This is a genomic window from Herbaspirillum sp. alder98 (assembly GCF_020179755.1).
Taxonomy (GTDB): Bacteria; Pseudomonadota; Gammaproteobacteria; order Burkholderiales; family Burkholderiaceae_D; genus Herbaspirillum.
The window spans coordinates 481,953-499,455 of record NZ_JAIUCY010000003.1 but is presented as its reverse complement, the minus strand read 5'-3'; the positions used below and the strand labels follow the sequence as shown (position 1 = coordinate 499,455).

17 protein-coding genes and 1 other RNA gene are annotated in these 17,503 nt (G+C 63.2%); 12 read left to right on the top strand and 6 right to left on the bottom strand.

The window, feature by feature from the left end; all coding sequences use genetic code 11:
* Positions 1-258: 258 nt before the first annotated feature.
* Both LBW87_RS10230 and LBW87_RS10225 read left to right on the top strand, forming a co-directional pair.
* Entirely contained in the window at positions 259-1,254 is a 996-nt protein-coding gene (locus tag LBW87_RS10230) for an AraC family transcriptional regulator N-terminal domain-containing protein (protein WP_413927633.1), read from the top strand.
* A 90-nt stretch (positions 1,255-1,344) separates the two neighbouring features.
* Entirely contained in the window at positions 1,345-2,352 is a 1,008-nt protein-coding gene (locus tag LBW87_RS10225; protein WP_225201337.1) for an aldo/keto reductase, read from the top strand.
* A 4-nt stretch (positions 2,353-2,356) separates the two neighbouring features.
* On the opposite strand, the gene LBW87_RS10220 is transcribed toward LBW87_RS10225, so the two are convergent.
* From LBW87_RS10220 to LBW87_RS10210, 3 genes are all read right to left on the bottom strand, one after another.
* Complete coding sequence (locus tag LBW87_RS10220) at positions 2,357-2,620, bottom strand: hypothetical protein (RefSeq protein WP_225201336.1); 264 nt, start codon at positions 2,618-2,620, stop codon at positions 2,357-2,359.
* A 116-nt stretch (positions 2,621-2,736) separates the two neighbouring features.
* Entirely contained in the window at positions 2,737-3,489 is a 753-nt protein-coding gene (locus tag LBW87_RS10215) for an HpcH/HpaI aldolase family protein (protein WP_225201335.1), read from the bottom strand.
* 103 nt (positions 3,490-3,592) lie between these two features.
* Complete coding sequence (locus LBW87_RS10210) at positions 3,593-4,858, bottom strand: D-amino acid dehydrogenase (protein ID WP_225201334.1); 1,266 nt, start codon at positions 4,856-4,858, stop codon at positions 3,593-3,595.
* A 153-nt stretch (positions 4,859-5,011) separates the two neighbouring features.
* On the opposite strand from LBW87_RS10210, the gene rnpB reads away from it, so the two are divergent.
* Both rnpB and LBW87_RS10200 read left to right on the top strand, forming a co-directional pair.
* Positions 5,012-5,345: RNase P RNA component class A (rnpB, locus tag LBW87_RS10205), an RNA gene on the top strand.
* A gap of 102 nt (positions 5,346-5,447) precedes the next feature.
* The gene (locus LBW87_RS10200; RefSeq protein ID WP_225201333.1) at positions 5,448-6,599 is read left to right on the top strand and encodes an enoyl-CoA hydratase/isomerase family protein; all 1,152 of its coding nucleotides are present in this window, start codon (positions 5,448-5,450) and stop codon (positions 6,597-6,599) included.
* 5 nt (positions 6,600-6,604) lie between these two features.
* On the opposite strand, the gene LBW87_RS10195 is transcribed toward LBW87_RS10200, so the two are convergent.
* On the bottom strand, positions 6,605-7,150 hold the full coding sequence (locus LBW87_RS10195) for a TetR/AcrR family transcriptional regulator (protein ID WP_225201332.1): 546 nt from the start codon (positions 7,148-7,150) through the stop codon (positions 6,605-6,607).
* Complete coding sequence (locus LBW87_RS10190) at positions 7,150-7,626, bottom strand: DUF1348 family protein (protein WP_225201331.1); 477 nt, start codon at positions 7,624-7,626, stop codon at positions 7,150-7,152. Before LBW87_RS10190 ends, LBW87_RS10195 begins: the two co-directional genes overlap by 1 nt.
* Positions 7,627-7,947: 321 nt before the next feature.
* On the opposite strand from LBW87_RS10190, the gene LBW87_RS10185 reads away from it, so the two are divergent.
* Positions 7,948-8,625, top strand: coding sequence for a DUF1120 domain-containing protein (locus LBW87_RS10185; protein ID WP_225201330.1), 678 nt, complete (start codon positions 7,948-7,950; stop codon positions 8,623-8,625).
* Positions 8,626-8,830: 205 nt separating this feature from the next.
* Here LBW87_RS10185 and LBW87_RS10180 read toward each other — a convergent pair whose 3' ends face one another.
* Positions 8,831-9,115 carry an HU family DNA-binding protein gene (locus LBW87_RS10180; protein ID WP_320442721.1) on the bottom strand — a complete coding sequence of 95 codons (285 nt, stop codon included), beginning with the start codon at positions 9,113-9,115 and terminating at the stop codon, positions 8,831-8,833.
* Positions 9,116-9,856: 741 nt separating this feature from the next.
* Here LBW87_RS10180 and mraZ point away from each other — a divergent pair.
* From mraZ to mraY, 7 genes are read left to right on the top strand one after another with little or no spacing between them, the layout of a single operon-like run.
* The gene (gene mraZ, locus LBW87_RS10175; protein ID WP_225201328.1) at positions 9,857-10,285 is read left to right on the top strand and encodes a division/cell wall cluster transcriptional repressor MraZ; all 429 of its coding nucleotides are present in this window, start codon (positions 9,857-9,859) and stop codon (positions 10,283-10,285) included.
* A 13-nt stretch (positions 10,286-10,298) separates the two neighbouring features.
* Positions 10,299-11,264: a 16S rRNA (cytosine(1402)-N(4))-methyltransferase RsmH gene (rsmH, locus tag LBW87_RS10170; protein WP_225201327.1), complete on the top strand. Its 966-nt coding sequence runs from the start codon at positions 10,299-10,301 to the stop codon at positions 11,262-11,264.
* The gene (gene ftsL, locus LBW87_RS10165) at positions 11,261-11,533 is read left to right on the top strand and encodes a cell division protein FtsL (protein ID WP_225201326.1); all 273 of its coding nucleotides are present in this window, start codon (positions 11,261-11,263) and stop codon (positions 11,531-11,533) included. Before rsmH ends, ftsL begins: the two co-directional genes overlap by 4 nt.
* On the top strand, positions 11,530-13,311 hold the full coding sequence (locus tag LBW87_RS10160; protein ID WP_225201325.1) for a peptidoglycan D,D-transpeptidase FtsI family protein: 1,782 nt from the start codon (positions 11,530-11,532) through the stop codon (positions 13,309-13,311). The genes ftsL and LBW87_RS10160 overlap by 4 nt, the downstream gene beginning before the upstream one ends.
* Complete coding sequence (locus LBW87_RS10155) at positions 13,311-14,837, top strand: UDP-N-acetylmuramoyl-L-alanyl-D-glutamate--2,6-diaminopimelate ligase (RefSeq protein ID WP_225201324.1); 1,527 nt, start codon at positions 13,311-13,313, stop codon at positions 14,835-14,837. The genes LBW87_RS10160 and LBW87_RS10155 overlap by 1 nt, the downstream gene beginning before the upstream one ends.
* On the top strand, positions 14,834-16,297 hold the full coding sequence (locus LBW87_RS10150; RefSeq protein ID WP_225201323.1) for a UDP-N-acetylmuramoyl-tripeptide--D-alanyl-D-alanine ligase: 1,464 nt from the start codon (positions 14,834-14,836) through the stop codon (positions 16,295-16,297). Before LBW87_RS10155 ends, LBW87_RS10150 begins: the two co-directional genes overlap by 4 nt.
* Position 16,298: 1 nt before the next feature.
* Positions 16,299-17,468, top strand: a complete 1,170-nt coding sequence (gene mraY, locus LBW87_RS10145) for a phospho-N-acetylmuramoyl-pentapeptide-transferase (protein ID WP_225201322.1) — start codon at positions 16,299-16,301, stop codon at positions 17,466-17,468.
* Positions 17,469-17,503 lie beyond the last annotated feature (35 nt).

Here is a 17,503-nt window from a genome sequence, read left to right as displayed (position 1 = left end):
GGTCTGGCGGGCATTGCGTGAGAAGGATTATGCGATGGCGGGTGCGTTTTCGACGTGCTGAAAGCTGTCGATTACTTGCCCAATTCTACGGCGCTGCGATAAATAGGCAGATTGCCTCGCCGGCTGATACCGCCTAAACCGCCGGTGCATACCTGATTCTCCAAATATCTTGCCCATTTCTCCGGCGGCGGGTTTGGGAGAATCAGGCAGTCCTGCAAACTGCTAAGCTGCCTTATCCACCGATTTTCCGAAAAGACCATGGACCTGAATCCGACCGATGCAGTCGCGCCGTCGCCCGAGCCGCACGACGGCCACGATGCCGTCCACCATGATGCCGAGGCCGAGCGCTTCGAGGCCATGCGGCGCGAACTGCTGGAGCTGATCGAGCGTTATACGGCCGGCATCGAAGGCGTGCTCGAGACGGCGGTCGAAGGGCTGGGGGTGTATCGGGTCACCAATCCGGGTGGCCCCAAGCATTCGGTGCAGAAGCCGATGTTCGCGGTGATTGCGCAGGGTTCCAAGCGACTCTTCATCGGCGACGAAGTGGTGGAATACGATCCGATGCACTATCTGGTGGCGTCGGTCGACATGCCGGTGGTGGGGCGGGTGATGATTCGCAGTCCCGACGAGCCCTACCTGGGGTTGCGGCTGGACCTGGATATTCGCGAGATCGGCGACCTGATCGGCGACGAGAACCTGCCGCAGGAGATCGCCAGCGATGCCGCCTCGCGCGGGCTGTACGTCAATCGACTTGATTGCGCCCTGCTCGATGCGGTGCTGCGGCTGCTGCGCCTGCACCAGAGCCCGCGCGACATCGCCATCCTGGCGCCGATGGTGCGCCGTGAAATCCTGTATCGATTGCTGATGAACGGCCAGGGCGCGCTGCTGCGCCAGACGGTGTTGCAGGACAGCCAGATGAACCGCGTGGCCAAGGCCATCCGGCTCATGCGCGATGGTTACGCGCAGCCGTTGCGGGTGGACGATATTGCGCGCGACGTGCACATGAGCGTGTCGTCGCTGCATCATCATTTCAAGCAGGTCACCGCGATGAGCCCGTTGCAGTACCAGAAGAACCTGCGCCTGCAGGAAGCGCGCCGCCTGATCCTGACGGCCGACATGAGCGTAGCGCTGGCCGCGCACACGGTCGGCTATGAAAGCTCGTCGCAGTTCAGTCGCGAATACAGCCGGCTGTTCGGCGCACCACCGCTGCGCGACAAGCGGCGCTGGCAAGAAGAAGAAACCACCATGCTGTAATAAGGACCTGTTCTGGCCGGCCGCCCCTGCGGACTTGGTGGGCTGGCGCTAGAATGGCTCTCCATTCATCCACATTCCACTGGAGAGAGCATGCAATACCGGCGACTCGGCAAGAGCAACCTGAAGGTATCCACCCTGTGCCTGGGCACCATGATGTTCGGCGACCAGACCGACCAGACCGAGGCCGGCAATATCCTGGCGTCGGCGCGCGAGCATGGCGTCAATTTCATCGATACCGCCGACGTCTATACCAAGGGCCGCTCGGAAGAAATGGTGGGCATGCTGCTCAAGGGGCAGCGCCAGCACTGGGTGCTGGCCAGCAAGCTCGGCAATCCGATGACCCAGGCGCCGAACGAGTCGCATTATTCGCGCAGCTGGATCGTGCGCGAGACCGACGCCATCCTCAAGCGCCTGCAGACCGACCACCTGGATATCCTGTACCTGCATCGCGACTATGCCGACGAGAACCTGGAAGAAGCGGTGCAATCGCTGGGTGACCTGATCCGGGCCGGCAAGATCCGTGGCTTCGGCGTGTCCAATTTCCGTGGCTGGCGCATCGGCGAGATGGTGCGCCTGTGTGAAAAGAACAATGTGCCGCAGCCATTGGTGTGCCAGCCCTACTACAACCTGTTGAACCGCCAGCCGGAAGTCGAGATCCTGCCGGCCTGCGACCATCATGGCCTGGGCGTGGTCCCCTACAGCCCGATCGCGCGTGGGGTGTTGACCGGCAAATACCAGCCGGGCACCAAGCCGCCCGAGGACAGCCGGGCCGGGCGTGGCGACAAGCGCATGATGGAAACCGAGTTCCGCGAGGAATCGCTGTTGATCGCCCAGCGCCTGCAAGAACATTGCGCCGCGCGCGGCATCAAGCTGGGTCAGTTCGCCACCGCCTGGGTGCTGGCCAACCAGGTCGTCAGCAGCGTCATTGCCGGTCCGCGCACGCTGGCGCAGATGGAAGACTATTACGACGCCGTCACGCTCGCCATCAGCGCTGAAGAAGAGGCCCTGGTCGATTCGCTGGTCACGCCGGGACATGCCTCCACGCACGGCTATAACGATCCTAACTATCCGTTCTTCGGACGCACGCTGGTGCGTTGAGGGTTCAGGTAGCGACGCGCAGCGCAGTCTTGCGCTGGCGCATGCGCGGCTGCTCTGGCGGCACGCGGCACCCGTTGTACAGTTCGCGCCGCAGGGTGGGCGGTGATGTGGCGCTGGCCTGGGTTATCTGCTGGGGGAAGGCAACGGCTGCGGGCGGGCGATAGTGCATCGCCATCGCCAGCAGCATCAGCAGTCCGGCGATGCCCAGCGCAATGGCTGCGGCATACTGTGCCAATGTGAGTGGGTACGAAGGTGGTGGTGTCGACATGTCCGATCCATTTGGAAAAGGACATGCGACATCGCGTTGCCCCGGGATGGAATTATCGGGAAACGCGGTGTGTGTTTATATAGGATGATTCCCAAAACATCTTCGATGCCGAAGCCCTAGCGTAGCGCGGCGATGCGACGTGTTGCTTCTGCCTTGAGCAACTGGATATCGGTGCCCGGCGCGATCAGGTCGAGCCCGAACTCCTTCATGCGTTGCGCCATGTCCATGGTGCCGGCGAAGATACCCACATACTTGCCATGACGTTTGCCCAGGTCGACCAGCGAGCGGATGGCGTCGTTCAGTTGCGGCGCTTCGTAGTTGTCCGGGACCAGGCCCATTTCGATATTGAGATCGGCCGGGCCGATGAAGATGCCGTCCAGGTCGGGCACCTGCAGGATCGCTTCGGCATTGGCGAAACCCTGGTTGGTCTCGATCATCGCCAGCGTCAGGATGGTGCGATTGGCCTCGCTGAAGTAATCGGCGCCACCGTACAGGAACCCGCGCGCCGGGCCGTAGCTGCGTCCTCCGCGAGGCGAATAGTGGCAAGCCCGGACGAACCGTTCGGCGTCCTCGGCAGTGTTGATCAGCGGACAGATGACGCCATAGGCGCCGGCGTCGAGCAGCTTGTTGATTTCGCCCAGGCCGTTTTCCGAACAGCGCACCAGCGGCACCGCGCCGGTGCTCGAGATGGCTTGCAGCATCGGCACGGCCGACTCGATCGAGAACAGCCCGTGCTGCAGATCGACGGTGACGGCGTCATAGCCGCAGCTGGCGATGACCTCGGTCAGCAGCGAATCGCCCATCGATACCCAGCCGGTCAAGGCCATCTGCTTTTGCGCGAACAGCGTGCGCAGCTTGTTTTCTCGCATGTCGAGGTCTCCATGGTGGTTCGGTCAGCGCTCATCTTAGTCGCAAAACCGGACCTGCCATGGTCACCGTCGGTGAAAGCTTCTCAGGCGGACGTGAAAGCTTTTATTGCTGCCAGCGGAATGGCGCGGCGTCGATGGCGCTCTTGCGCCCGGCGATCTGGTCGGCCAGCAGCGCCGCGCTGCCGCAGGCCAGGGTCCAGCCCAATGCGCCTTGCCCGATATTGAGATAGAGGTTGGCCACCGGCGAGGCGCCGATGATCGGCACCCCGCTGGGCGTGGCCGGGCGAAACCCGGCCCAGGGCGACAGGGTCGAGTCGGCGCCCATTGCGCACGCGGGAAACAGTTCGCGCACGCCTTGCCTGAGTTCATCGATGGCGCGTTGGCCGATGCTGGCATCCCGACCGACCAGTTCGATGCGACCCGCCACGCGCAGGCGCTGGCCCAGGCGGGCATAGACGATCTTGCGCGAGATGTCGGTGATCGAGACCTGGGGCGCCGCCTGGCGGCTGGCCTCGTCGTCGAGCGGCACGGTAATGCTGTAGCCCTTGAGCGGATAGAGCGGCAACGCCAGTCCGACCAGTTGCGCAAAGGCGCCGCTGTCGGCGCCCAGCGCCAGCACGAAGCGCTCGGCCTCGATCCATTGGCCGCCCGCCTGCACCGCGCGCAGCGCACCGGCGTCGGTGCGCACGGCACTGGCCCGGGCGCCGCCCACGAAGCGAAAATCGGGGTTCGATTGCATCACCGACACCAGCGCGCGGCAGAACTGCGGGCAGTCGCCGGCTTCTTCGCTGGGGGTATGGACGCCGCCGGCCCAGTCCCGCTGCGACTGGCCCAGGCTGGGCTCGATGGCGATGCAGCGCGCCGCGTCGAGCACTTCCTGCTGGCAGCCGAACCGGGCCTGGAACTGCACCTGGCGTCGGGCTGCATCGAGCGCGGCGGGATCGGTGAACATGACCAGCTTGCCGGAGGCCTGGTGGTCGAATGGCAGGTTCAGTGGCGCGTTCCACTGCTGCAGCTGGTCGCGGCTGAAGAAGGCCAGTTGCAGCAGGTCGATGGTGGTGCGTTGTACGCGATCGGCATTGCAGCAGCGCAGGAACTCGAACAGCCAGCGGTACTGCTGCAGCTCCAGGGTCGGCTTGAAGGTCAGCGGCGAGTCGCTGCTGAAGAGGTAGTAAGACCATTTGGACCACACCGAGGGATCGGCCAGGGGCGCTACATACGAATAGCTCAACTGGGCGCCATTGCCCAGGCTGGTGCCGCTGCCCGGGGCATTGCTGGCATCGATCAGGGTAACCTGATGGCCATCCTGCAGGAGGCGGTAAGCGCTTGTCACGCCGATGATGCCGGCGCCCAATACACAGATATGCATGGTGTGTGGTCTAGGTTTCTATGATCGCGGCAGTCCACTATACGAACAATGCCGTGCGGTGTCTTATGCCGAATCGGCATCGTGCAATGTTACACAATCATTGTGCGTGTCTGCGTGCGGCTTTGGGCGCGCGGCTGCGGTACAATGGCGCCCGATGCAGGCCAGACAGCCGCTGGCTGCGCCTTTCGGGGTGTGGCGGGAGGAAGGTCCGGACTCCATAGAGCGGGGTGACGGTTAACGGCCGTCCGCCGAAAGCCGGTGCAAGCCGGTATAAGGCGAGGAACAGGGCCACAGAGACGAGCGTATTTAGTTACGGTGAAACGCGGTAACCTCCACCTGGAGCAATTTCAAATAGGCACGCGGTGATGCTGCTCGCGGAGCGTGCGGGTAGAAAGCTTGAGCGCCGGAGTAATCCGGCGCCTAGAGGAATGGCTGTCATAGCGGGCAACCGCCGTAACAGAATCCGGCCTACCGGCCTGCATCACTTTATTTCCGGGAGTCCCGGCGCCAGTCGGGGCACCCTTAACAAAGCGGCCTGCGCACAAAAGCAAACAGCCAGCGGGTCCGCGTCGGAGACGTCAGGACCCTCATGTATCCACCGGTTTTGTTTGAAGAGCTGGTCGCCGCCAACGGCCGCCGCATCGGCGTAGCCACGCTGGCTTCCGAAAAGACGCTGCATGCCATCTCGCTGGAGATGGTCAACCTGCTGACGCCGCAGTTGCGCGCCTGGCAGGCCGATCCGCAGGTCGCGCTGGTGATCCTGCAGGCGCAGGGCGAAAAAGCCTTCTGCGCCGGCGGCGACCTGCAGCAGCTCTATCGCACCATGCGCGATCATCATGCCTCGCCCGAGCGCGGGGATATCCGCGCCAATCGCTACGCCGCCGAGTTCTTCGAACACGAATACCGGCTCGATTACCTGATCCACACTTTCGGCAAGCCGATCCTGGCCTGGGGGCACGGCATCGTCATGGGTGGCGGCATCGGCCTGATGGCCGGCTGCAGCCACCGGGTGGTGACCGAGCGCTCGCGCCTGGCCATGCCCGAGATCACCATCGGCCTGTATCCGGACGTCGGCGGCAGCTGGTTCCTGGCGCGCATGCCGGGCAAGACCGGCCTGTTCCTGGCGCTGACCGGCGCCAACCTCAATGCCGCCGACGCGGTGTTTGCCAACCTGGCCGATTATCGTCTGGTGCAAGCATCGAAGCCGGCGCTGATCGATACGCTGCTGGCCCAGCCATGGGGCCAGGGCGACGACGCGCAGTTGCTGGATGGCGTGCTGCTCGAGGCGCAGCGCGCCAGTGAAGCCGATGGCCAGACGCCATTTGCGCCCTCCAACCTGCGCCAGCACTATGATCTGGTCGACCGCTTGTGCCGCCAGGCTGACCTGGGGGCCGTGGTCGACGCCATCCTGGCCATCGATGCGGACGACGCCTGGTTGCAGAAGGCCGCCGCCACGCTGCGCGCCGGCGCACCCGGTTCGGCCGCGCTGGCCTACGCCTTGCAACGCAAGGTGCGGCATATGTCGCTGGCGCAGGTATTCAGGCTTGAGTTCGTGGTCTCGCTGCATTGCGCGGCGCGGCCCGATTTCGTCGAAGGCATACGCGCGCTGATTGTCGAGAAAGACCAGAAACCGAAGTGGCAACCAGCCACCCTGGCTGAAGCTACGCCATCGTGGGTGGAGGGTTTCTTCGCAGACCCGTGGCCGCCGGCGCAGCACCCGCTGGCCGACCTCGGGGCCTGATCAACTCAACTGATCAACGCACGCTGCCGCCAACGCGCCAGCGTGCGCACGAACTGTTCGGCATCGTCGACGGCACGGGCCAGCACCAGCGCACCCTGGATCGCACCCACGATATCTTCGGCCAGCGCCCGGGCGTTCTCCGGGGGATGTCCGGCGCGCAGCAGTGCGCCCTGGAGTGCGTCGGTCCAGTTGGCGAAATACCGGCTGACCGCTTGTGCAAAGCGGTCCCGCGTATCCGACAGGGCAAACACGCCCACGATGCAGACCCGCTGACCCGAGTGGAAGTAGCGCTCGCAGGCGTCGAACATGCGGGCGATACCGGTGGCGGCTTCGGCGCGCAGCACCGCAAACACCTCTTCCTCGAACCAGCGCTCGATGTGGGCCAGCACCGCTTCGGCCATTTCATCCTTGCCGCCCGGGAAGGCGTGATACAGGCTGCCTTTGCCCAGGCCGACGGCAGCCGTGATCCGCGCCAGGCTGGCGCCTTCGAAGCCGTGCGTGCGAAATACCTCGGCCAGTTGCGGCACCAGCGCGTCGCGCTCCACTGCCATCAGAGACCCAGGTCCGACAGGCCGGGATGGTCGGCCGGACGTGGTGCCGAGCGGTCCCAGTGAAATTTGCGCTCGGCTTCGCTGATGGGCAGGTCATTGATCGAGGCATGGCGCACTGCCATCAGGCCGTTCTCATCGAATTCCCAGTTCTCGTTGCCGTAGGAGCGAAACCAGCTTCCTGCCGCGTCCTGCCATTCATAGGCGAAGCGCACGGCAATCCGATTGCCGCTGCAGGCCCAGACTTCCTTGATCAGGCGATATTGCTGCTCGCGCTGCCATTTGCCTGCCAGGAACTGCACGATCTCGGCGCGGCCATGGACGAAGTCGGCGCGGTTGCGCCAGCGGCTGTCTTCGGTATAGGCCATCGAGACGCGCTGCGGGTCGCACGAATTCCAGGCGTCCTCGGCGGCGCGCGCCTTCTTGGCGGCGCTCTCCAGCGTGAAAGGGGGCAATGGTGGTCGTTGGGCGATGCTCATGATGGCTCCTGGTGGGCAGTGATCTGTTGGTTCTGTACCAATCGGTACAAATTGATTCTAGGTGCAGATGCCGGCGGCGGCAAGCTGGCCGTTGTCATGGGGTGCGCGTACCGGTCTGTGCTGGCTTCGGCAATCGCCAGCTGTGCTTTCCCCGGAGGTGCAAGGGATTTTTTATGATCATTTTTTAAGAATTTTCTTATTGGACACGTTTCGTCCGCTCGTCAGAATGTTGTCTCCGAATCGAACGCAACCGTGATCCTGCGCAGGTTTTTTGCGAGGTTGGCCTGGCCGTAGCCATGTCTCATATTGAGGGAAATCTTGATGAAAAAGCCGTTGTCCACGCTGATGCTGGTTTTCCTGGCGACCTTCTGCGGCACCAGCGTCGCACAGAAATCGGCGCTGCGGATCGGGGGTGTCATCAAGCCTACCGCCTGTATCCCGCAACTGGCCGGCGACTCGACCTTTGACCTGGGCAACCTGCAGTCGACCGAGGCCGCTAGCGAAGGGGTTCCGATGGAGCGCGACCTGGCCATTGTCATCACCTGCGATGCGCCTACCCGGGTAGGCATCAAGCCGCAAGACAATCGCGCCGGCAGCGTGGCGCAGCAGCTGCTCCAGCCCAGGCAGCGGCTGGTGGTCGACGGCAGTTTCAGGGAAGATCTGTTCGGCCTTGGCACCTCGGGGCGCAAGAAACTGGGCGGCTACGAAGTGATTTTCGTGCCGGGCAGTTTCATCGGCGATGGCGAGCAGGTCGACACCATCGCATCACGCGCAGGCATCCAGGAGGCAGGCAGGAGCTGGATCAAGCGCGACGCCGGCCGCATGCGCAGCGGGGTAGTCAATACCTGGGCCGCGCCCGGCACCTTGCTGCCGGGCGCCTACACCACGATCAGTGGAACATTGCGGGTGCGCGCGATGCTGGCGCCCAACAGCGAACTGAAGGTGACCGACCGGATGCAGCTGGATGGCTCGATCACGCTGGAGATGCACTACATGTGAAGGCGCGGGCGGTATCGATGAAATGCGGGGAAGCAGGGGAGGAAGCAGAAAAACAGGAATGCCGAATGGCGGGTGGAGCGCAATGCAATTGCCCGAAAGCCGAGGGGGACTGAGGGGAGGGGCTGAGGCGTAATGCGGGACGGCAGTGAGGGGAGGAAAATTTGAATGCCATGAACATGAGATTCATGGCATTCAAATTCGGGAATTATTTCTTCTTCTTGTTCACGGCTTCCTTGAAAGCCTTGCCAGCCGAGAACTTGACCGTAGTCGCTGCAGCGATCTTGATCTCTTCGCCAGTTTGCGGGTTGCGGCCGGTACGTGCAGCGCGCTTGCCTGTGGAGAACGAACCGAAACCAACCAATTGCACTGTATCGCCCTTGGTAACAGCCTTGATGATGTTCTCGATGACGGAGTCCAGCGCGCGCTGGGCAGCAGCCTTGGAGAGATCAGTATCAGCGGCGATAACGTCAACCAATTCAGATTTGTTCACTTTAAAATTCCTTTCACTGTTAAGGTGCCGAGATTTTAGCACTGGTATGCGCCGGATCCGCAAGCCCTATCTGCTTTTCAGCCGATCTGGCTCATTCGGTCCAGCCCTTGTTTCAAAAATATCGACAGCGCCTGAGGGCAGGTAAAAATCTGTTTCGAGCCGATATCCCCAAAAACGTGGATAGTAAAAGTAGCGAGCCGTATTAGTCAAAGTAAAAAAGGCCTCGTTACAGTTTTAAGTGCATTCACCACTTCGTTGAAGCCGGTAAGTGAACTAAAGTTGCAGTGCAAAATCAATGTCCCCACGCTCACGATCATTCCACTCGACTCGCACTCCGTGATCGAAATGACATGCCTCGTTCGGTGATCGATCTTGGTGACATCGAACGCAGAAGTGTACCGCTCATCGCCCGCAAAACCGCGCCGTTGTGCAATCTTGTCGATAAACACATGTGTATATCTCAGGTTGCACATTCAATGTGGTGCATAAGTCCTTCATTTTCTTCGATAATCCATTTCCCGAGGTGTTTTAAGGAAGTGCGCTAAGTCTTTGACTTTATTGGCAAAATCCCGGTTTATTCCTCCGTTTACTGCTTGACCTGTAATAGTGCATCCACTAAAGTGGGCGGCAGTGTCAAAAAGTGTTTTTTTGTGGGGTGTTTTGCAAAGTTGTTTGCATTCGCTCCCGTTGAAAACCACCCGATCAGCAGTTTCACTCGCTACCAGCGACAGGAAAAAAACAGTGTTTCAGGGCGCGTCAGCACTCAATCTCGATGCCAAGGGCCGGATGACCATTCCGGCCAAGCATCGTGACGCCCTGATGGTGCAGTGCGAAGGTCGCGTCACGCTGACCCGTCATCCGCATGGCTGCCTGTTGTTCTTCCCCCGGCCCACCTGGGAATCGCATCGCGACCAGATCGCCGCGTGGCCGATGTCGGCACGTGCGTGGCAGCGCATCTTCCTGGGTAATGCGTCCGATGTCGAATTCGACAGCGCCGGTCGCATCCTGGTGGCGCCCGAGTTGCGCGCGGCAGTGGGCTTGCAGCGCGATGTGATGTTGCTGGGCATGGGTAGTCACTTCGAGATCTGGGATGCCGCCAAGCTGGCCGAGAGCGAGTCCGAGGCCGTGGCCGCGGGCATGCCCGATGTATTGAGCAATTTTTCCTTCTGACGGCGCGCTGAACATGACTTTGCAACCGGTGCCAGAGCTGCAGCACCGCACCGTGCTGTTGGAAGAAGCTGTCGACGCGCTGGCCATCGAAGGCGAGCGCGTCGATGGCGTTTATCTGGACGGTACGTTCGGGCGCGGCGGCCACAGCCGGGCGATCCTGGCCAAGCTGGGCCCGCGCGGACGACTGATCGCATTTGACAAGGACCCGTTGGCCATCGCGACGGCGCAGCAGATCACGGACCCCCGGTTCGAGATCGTGCATGACAGCTTTGCCACGCTGGACCAGGCGCTGGCGACGCGCGGCATCGCGCAGGTCGACGGCATATTGATGGATCTCGGCATTTCGTCGCCGCAGGTGGACGATGCCGCTCGCGGCTTCAGTTTCAGGCTCGATGGCCCGCTGGACATGCGCATGGATACCACGCGCGGTGTGTCGGCAGCGGAATGGCTGGCAACGGCGGATGTAGAGAAGATAGCAAAGGTAATACGAGATTATGGGGAAGAACGGTTTGCTTTTTCGATTGCAAAGGCGATTGTTGCTCGCCGGGCAGTCGAACCAATTTCAAGCACACGACAGCTTGCCGCGCTCGTGGCTCAAGTCGTCAAAACCCGCGAGAAAGGCAAAGACCCGGCCACTCGCACCTTTCAGGCTGTACGGATTTTCGTCAATCAAGAGCTTGAAGAGCTCGAAGTAGGCCTGGACAAAGCATTCGAGCAGATGGCGCTACACGGGAGATTGGTTGTGATCAGCTTTCACTCGCTGGAAGATCGCATCGTCAAGCAGTTCATGGCTTCCAAAGCCAATGCGCCGCAGCCCGACCGTCGCCTGCCGATTCGTGCCATCGATTTGCCGCAGCCGCCTGCCCGCCTGCTGGGGCGGACCATGCCCAGTGATGCCGAAGTCAGCGCCAATCCGCGCGCCCGCTCGGCCGTGATGCGCAACCTGGAGCGCATCGTCGCGCCTGGAGGCCAGTCATGACCGGTCGCCTGTGCCTGCTGCTCACGGCCGTGCTGGTGATCTGCTCGCTGGCGGTGGTCAGCGCCCAATACAAGGCGCGTAGCCTGTTCATCGAAATCGAACGCGCATCGAGCGCGGCGCGCCAGCTCGATGTCGACTGGGCCCAGTTGCAACTCGATCAGTCGACCCTGGGCAAGAATGCCCGTATCGAAGAGCTGGCCCGGCGCGACCTCAATATGGTGCCGCTGACGGCGGCGCGCACCCAATACCTCACGGTGGGGGGCAAATGACCCGCATGCCCCCGCGCACCAACCTGACCAACGGCCGCGTCGCCGCCTCCAAGGGCGTGGCGTTTTCGTCGAACCCCATCCTGCAGGTGAAGCTGCCGGCGTGGCGTTCGCGCTTCGTGCTGTTCGTCATGTTCGCCGCCTTCGTGACGCTGGTGGCGCGGGCCTTCTGGCTGCAGGGCGTGTCGACCGACTTCCTGCAGAAGCAGGGCGCTTCGCGCTATGCGCGTACCCTGGAGTTGCCCGCCACACGCGGCAAGATCACCGACCGCAACGGCCAGGTGCTGGCTTCGTCGGTGCCGGTCAAGGCGATCTGGGCGATCCCTGATGACGTCCAGTCGGCGCCCCCCGAAAAACTGCGCGAACTGGCGCGCCTGCTCGAGATGAGCGACGCCGACCTGCGCAAGAAGCTCGATTCGGATCGCAGCTTCGTGTACCTCAAGCGGCAGGTCGAGCAAGAGACCTCCGACAAGATCGTCAAGCTCGGCATCGCCGGCATCGAGACCCGCAAGGAATACAAGCGCTTCTACCCCGAGGGCGAGGTGATGGCGCACGTGGTCGGCTTCACCAACGTCGAGGACGCCGGCCAGGATGGCATGGAGCTGGGCGCGCAAAAGACCCTGGCCGGCATGACCGGCAGCCGGCGCGTCATCAAGGACCGCCTCGGGCGCGTGGTCGAGGATATCGAATCGATCCGCGAGCCGCATGACGGCCGCGACCTGACGCTGTCGATCGACAGCAAGATCCAGTACATCGCCTTCACCCAGCTGAAAGAGGCGGTCGAGAAACACAAGGCCAAGGCAGGCGGCATCATCGTGGTCGACGCCAAGACCGGCGAGGTGCTGGCGCTGGCCAACATGCCTACCTACAACCCGAACAATCGCTCGGTGCTGACCGGCGCCCAGTTGCGCAACCGGGTCGTGACGGACACCTTCGAGCCAGGCTCGACGCTGAAGCCGTTTACGGTGGCGCTGTCGCTGGACACCCATCGCGTGACGCCCTCGACGGTATTCCAGACCTCCCCCGGCAAGATGACCATCGGCACCGCCACCATCGGCGACTCGCACGCGCACGGTCCGCTGACGGTGGCGCAGATCATCGAGAAGTCGTCCAACATCGGCACCGCCAAGATCGCGTTGCAGATGCCGCCGGAAGAAATGTGGGAGATGTTTACCACGGTCGGCTTCGGCCAGCAGCCCAAGTACGGTTTCCCGGGGGCCGTGGCCGGACGGGTGCGTCCGTATAAATCCTGGCGTCCGATCGAGCAGGCCACGATGAGCTACGGCCATGGCATTTCGGTGTCGCTGATCCAGCTGGCCCATGCCTACCTGATCTTCGCCCGCAATGGCGACATCATCCCGCTGTCGTTCACCAAGGTGAACGATTCGCCGATCGGCCAGCGCGTGATCTCCGAAAATACCGCGCTGCAGATGCGCCGCATGCTCGAAACCGTAGTCGCGCCGGGCGGCACCGCACCCCAGGCGCAGGTGCCCGGCTATCGCGTCGGCGGCAAGACCGGCACCGCCTACAAGATCGAGGGCGGCAAGTACGTGCGCAAGTATGTGGCGTCGTTCTCGGGTATCGCCCCGATGTCCGACCCGCGCCTGATCATTGCGGTGATGATCGATGAGCCGAGCAACGGCCAGCACTATGGCGGCCCGGTGGCCGGTCCGGTGTTTGCCAATGTGGCGGCCAATGCGCTGCGGGCGCTCAATGTGCCGCCCGATTCCAGCGTGACCAACATCATCATTCCCAAAGAACCGCTCGAGGAGAGTATGTAATGACCTCGCGCGCGCTTTCCGTCAACGACATCCGCGACTGGTTGCAGGCCAATGCACCCGGTGCGCAACTGGCCGCCGATTCGCGTCGCATTGGCCCCGGCGACGTATTCTTCGCCTATGTGGGCGACGCCGACGGCCGTTCTTATATAGCGGACGCCATCGAGCGTGGCGCCGCCGCCGTGCTGTTCGAAGCCGACGGCTATCAATGGCCGCAGCAGTTGCAGGTGCCGCACCTGGCAGTAGAACAGCTCAAGCAGCTCGCCGGCGATATCGCCGCCGCCTGGTACCGCCAGCCCGACCAATCGATGTTCACGGTGGCGGTGACCGGCACCAATGGCAAGACCTCGTGCGCCTGGTGGCTGGGCTCGGTCCTCTCGCGTGCGCCGGGGACAGGTCCGACCGGCGTCATCGGCACCCTGGGCGTGGGCAGTTTCCAGGGTGGTCGCCCGCAAGCGTTCGATGTGACCGGCTACACCACGCCGGACGCGGTGCTGCTGCAACGCAGCCTGGCCGGGTTGTCCCGCGCCGGCGTCGACAGCGTCGCCATTGAGGCTTCCTCGATCGGGCTGGCGCAGGGGCGCATGAACGGCATGCACGTGGACGTGGCGCTGCTCACCAATTTCACCCGCGATCACCTCGACTATCACGGCGACATGCCGACCTACGAAGCCGCCAAGCGCGTGCTGTTCGAGTGGGATGGCCTGAAACACGCCGTGATCAACCTCGACGACGCCATGGGCGTGCGCCTGCTGCCGCTGGTGCAGGCGCGCCAGGTGGCGCTGATCGGCTACGCCATCGAAGAACAGATCGATCCGCTGGCCGCCGGCGTACCGACCCTGCACGCCAGCGCAATTCGCAGCAGTCATGCCGGTACCGTATTCCACGTCGAGTCGCCCTTCGGCAGTGGCCAGGTCAAGACCCAACTGGTGGGGCGCTTCAATGTCAGCAATGTGCTGGGCATCATGGGCGTGCTGTTGGCACGGGGCCTGGCATGGGATGCGGTCATCGCCGCCGTCGGCACGCTCAGCGCTGCCCCCGGCCGCATGCAGCAGTTCGGTGGCGCCGACGTGCCGCTGATCGTGATCGACTACGCGCATACACCGGACGCGCTCGACAAGACCCTGTCGACCCTGCGCCAGGTGGCGGCCCAGCGCAATGGCGAGCTGTGGTGCGTATTCGGCTGCGGCGGCGATCGTGATCCCGGCAAGCGGCCGCAGATGGGACAGGTCGCCGAACAGGCTGACCACGTCATCCTCACCAGCGACAACCCGCGCAGCGAAGATCCCAAGGCGATCATTGCCCAGATTCGTGCCGGCATGGCCCGCCTCGAGCCGCAAGTGATCGAAGACCGCGCCGGCGCCATCCTGTGGGCGATTCGCCATGCCACCAAGGCCGACGTAGTGCTGCTGGCCGGCAAGGGGCACGAAGCCTACCAGGAGATCGCCGGCAAGAAACTGCCGTTCCTCGATGCCGACCACGTGGCGCTGGCCCTGGCGGCGCGCTCGACCATGATGGGGGGCGCATGATGCGGTTCGATTTCGCCCAGATGCTGCAATGGATCCGCGACGCCGAAAGCGCCGCCTCGGCTCATCCTGCGGTGACGGTGGCCAATGCCCCGGCGGGCGTGCTGGCGTTGAACGACGTGGTGACCGACTCGCGCGCGATCAAGCCGGGCAGTGTGTTCGTGGCGCTGCGTGGCGAACGCTTCGATGCGCATGATTTCCTGGCCGACGTGGCGGCCCTCGGCGCCAGCGCGGTGGTGGTCGAACGACTGGTGCCGGGCCTGGCCCTGCCTGCCATCGTGGTGCCTGATGCGCGTGCGGCGCTGGGCCAGATCGCGCATGGTTGGCGTTCTATATATAGCGTGCCGGTGATCGGCGTGACCGGCAGCAACGGCAAGACCACGGTCAAGGAGATGATCGTCGCGATCCTGGCCGCGGCTTTCGGTGAAGACGGCTATCTCGGCACCCGAGGCAATTTCAATAACGAAATCGGCGTTCCCCTGACGCTGTTCCGGCTGGCGCCGTCGCATCGCGCCGCCGTCATCGAGATGGGCATGAACCATCCGGGCGAGATCGCCGTGTTGTCGCGTATTGCCGCGCCGACGCTGGGGCTGGTCAACAACGCCCAGCGCGAACACCAGGAATTCATGGCCAGCGTGGAGGCCGTGGCGCGCGAGAATGGCGCCGTGATCCGGCACCTGCCGCCCGACGGCGTGGCGGTGTTCCCGTCCGACGACGACTTCACGGCGCTTTGGCGCGAAGAAGCCGGCGCGCGCCGGGTCTTGACCTTCGGCCTGGACGACAGCGCCGATGTGGGCGCCAGCTATGTCAGCGGCGCCTTCGGCAGCACGCTCAGCGTCCACGTCAAGGGCATTGCCGTGCCAGCGGCCCGCTTTACGGTCGAACTGGCCGCCGTGGGCGAACACAACGTACGCAATGCGCTGGCTGCGATCGCCTGCGCGCTGGGTGCCGGCATTGCGGTCGATGCCGTGGTGCGCGGCCTGCAGGCCTTCGCCCCGGTCAATGGCCGGTTGCAGCGCAAGCAGGCCATTTCCGGTGCGCTGGTGATCGACGACACCTATAACGCCAATCCCGATTCGGTACGCGCCGCCATCGACGTGCTGGCCACCATTGCCGCCCCGCGCGTGCTGGTGCTGGGCGACATGGGTGAAGTTGGCGATCAGGGCCCGCAGTTCCACCGCGAGATCGGCGCCTATGCGCGCGAGCGCGGCGTGGAACGTTTCTACGCGCTGGGCGAACTGGCACGCGAAGCGGTCGACGCCTATCAGAATACCCCTGGCGAAGGGACGGCCCAGGCGGTCCACTTCGCCGATATCGACGCGCTCAATGCAGCCGTCACACTGGCCGCGCCAACTGGCGCGACCGTCTTGGTAAAAGGTTCACGCTTCATGAAGATGGAGCGAGTTGTACAGCATCTGGTCAACGTTGAATCCGTCACGCAACTTCAACAGGAGACCCATTAGCATGCTGGTCTGGCTCGCACAGAATTTTCAACAGGACTTCGGCTTCTTGCGCCTGTTCACATTCATTACTTTCCGTGCCGTGTTCGCCACGCTCACCGCACTGCTGATCGGCATGGTCGCCGGTCCGGCCGTGATCCGCATGCTGACCCGCATGAAGGTAGGACAGGCGGTGCGCCAGGACGGCCCGCAGTCGCACCTGGTCAAGAATGGCACGCCCACCATGGGCGGCGTGTTGATCCTGATCGGCATCGCCGTGTCGACCCTGCTGTGGGCCGACCTGTCGAATCGCTTCGTCTGGATCGTGCTGATCGTCACCATCGGTTTCGGCGCCATCGGCTGGGTCGATGACTATCGCAAGGTGGTGCATCGCGACCCCGAAGGCATGCGTTCGCGCGAGAAGTTCTTCTGGCAGTCGCTGATCGGCCTGGTGGCGGCGATCTACCTGGCCTTCTCGGTGTCCGAGGTGAGCAACATGAAGGTGCTCGACCTGTTCGTGGCCTGGGTGCGTTCGGGCTTCAGCCTCGACCTGCCGCCCAAGGCCGACCTGATCGTGCCCTTCTTCAAGAGCATTACCTACCCGCTGGGCGTGTGGGGCTTCATCGCGCTGACCTACTTCGTCATCGTCGGCACCAGCAACGCCGTGAACCTCACCGATGGCCTGGACGGCCTGGCCATCATGCCGACCGTGCTGGTGGGCGCCGCGCTCGGGCTGTTCGCCTACCTGACCGGTAACGCCAGCTATGCCAAGTACCTGTTCATCCCGCATATCCCGGGCGCCGGCGAGCTGTTGATCTTCTGCGGCGCCATGGGCGGCGCGGGCCTGGCTTTCCTCTGGTACAACGCCTACCCGGCGCAGGTGTTCATGGGCGATGTCGGCGCGCTGGCGCTGGGCGGCGCGCTGGGCACCATCGCCGTCATCGTGCGGCAAGAGATCGTGCTGTTCATCATGGGCGGCATCTTCGTGGTCGAGACGCTGTCGGTGATGATCCAGGTGGCGTACTTCAAGTACACCAAGAAGCGTTATGGCACCGGCCGCCGCGTGTTGCTGATGGCGCCGCTGCACCATCACTATGAACAGAAGGGCTGGAAAGAAACCCAGGTGGTGGTGCGGTTCTGGATCATCACCATGATGCTGGTACTGCTGGGACTGTCGACGCTGAAGTTGCGTTGAAACAAGTGAATCAAGCGAAAGAAGTGAGCAGCAAA

Coding starts and splice junctions, on each gene's coding strand:
- LBW87_RS10225 (WP_225201337.1), top strand. CDS start 1,345: ATGCAATACCGGCGACTCGGCAAGAGCAACCTGAAGGTATCCACCCTG.
- LBW87_RS10210 (WP_225201334.1), bottom strand. CDS start 4,858: ATGCATATCTGTGTATTGGGCGCCGGCATCATCGGCGTGACAAGCGCT.
- LBW87_RS10155 (WP_225201324.1), top strand. CDS start 13,311: ATGACCTCGCGCGCGCTTTCCGTCAACGACATCCGCGACTGGTTGCAG.
- LBW87_RS10150 (WP_225201323.1), top strand. CDS start 14,834: ATGATGCGGTTCGATTTCGCCCAGATGCTGCAATGGATCCGCGACGCC.
- LBW87_RS10195 (WP_225201332.1), bottom strand. CDS start 7,150: ATGGCAGTGGAGCGCGACGCGCTGGTGCCGCAACTGGCCGAGGTATTT.
- LBW87_RS10200 (WP_225201333.1), top strand. CDS start 5,448: ATGTATCCACCGGTTTTGTTTGAAGAGCTGGTCGCCGCCAACGGCCGC.
- LBW87_RS10230 (WP_413927633.1), top strand. CDS start 259: ATGGACCTGAATCCGACCGATGCAGTCGCGCCGTCGCCCGAGCCGCAC.
- rsmH (WP_225201327.1), top strand. CDS start 10,299: ATGACTTTGCAACCGGTGCCAGAGCTGCAGCACCGCACCGTGCTGTTG.
- LBW87_RS10185 (WP_225201330.1), top strand. CDS start 7,948: ATGAAAAAGCCGTTGTCCACGCTGATGCTGGTTTTCCTGGCGACCTTC.
- LBW87_RS10220 (WP_225201336.1), bottom strand. CDS start 2,620: ATGTCGACACCACCACCTTCGTACCCACTCACATTGGCACAGTATGCC.
- LBW87_RS10215 (WP_225201335.1), bottom strand. CDS start 3,489: ATGCGAGAAAACAAGCTGCGCACGCTGTTCGCGCAAAAGCAGATGGCC.
- mraY (WP_225201322.1), top strand. CDS start 16,299: ATGCTGGTCTGGCTCGCACAGAATTTTCAACAGGACTTCGGCTTCTTG.
- LBW87_RS10190 (WP_225201331.1), bottom strand. CDS start 7,626: ATGAGCATCGCCCAACGACCACCATTGCCCCCTTTCACGCTGGAGAGC.
- LBW87_RS10160 (WP_225201325.1), top strand. CDS start 11,530: ATGACCCGCATGCCCCCGCGCACCAACCTGACCAACGGCCGCGTCGCC.
- ftsL (WP_225201326.1), top strand. CDS start 11,261: ATGACCGGTCGCCTGTGCCTGCTGCTCACGGCCGTGCTGGTGATCTGC.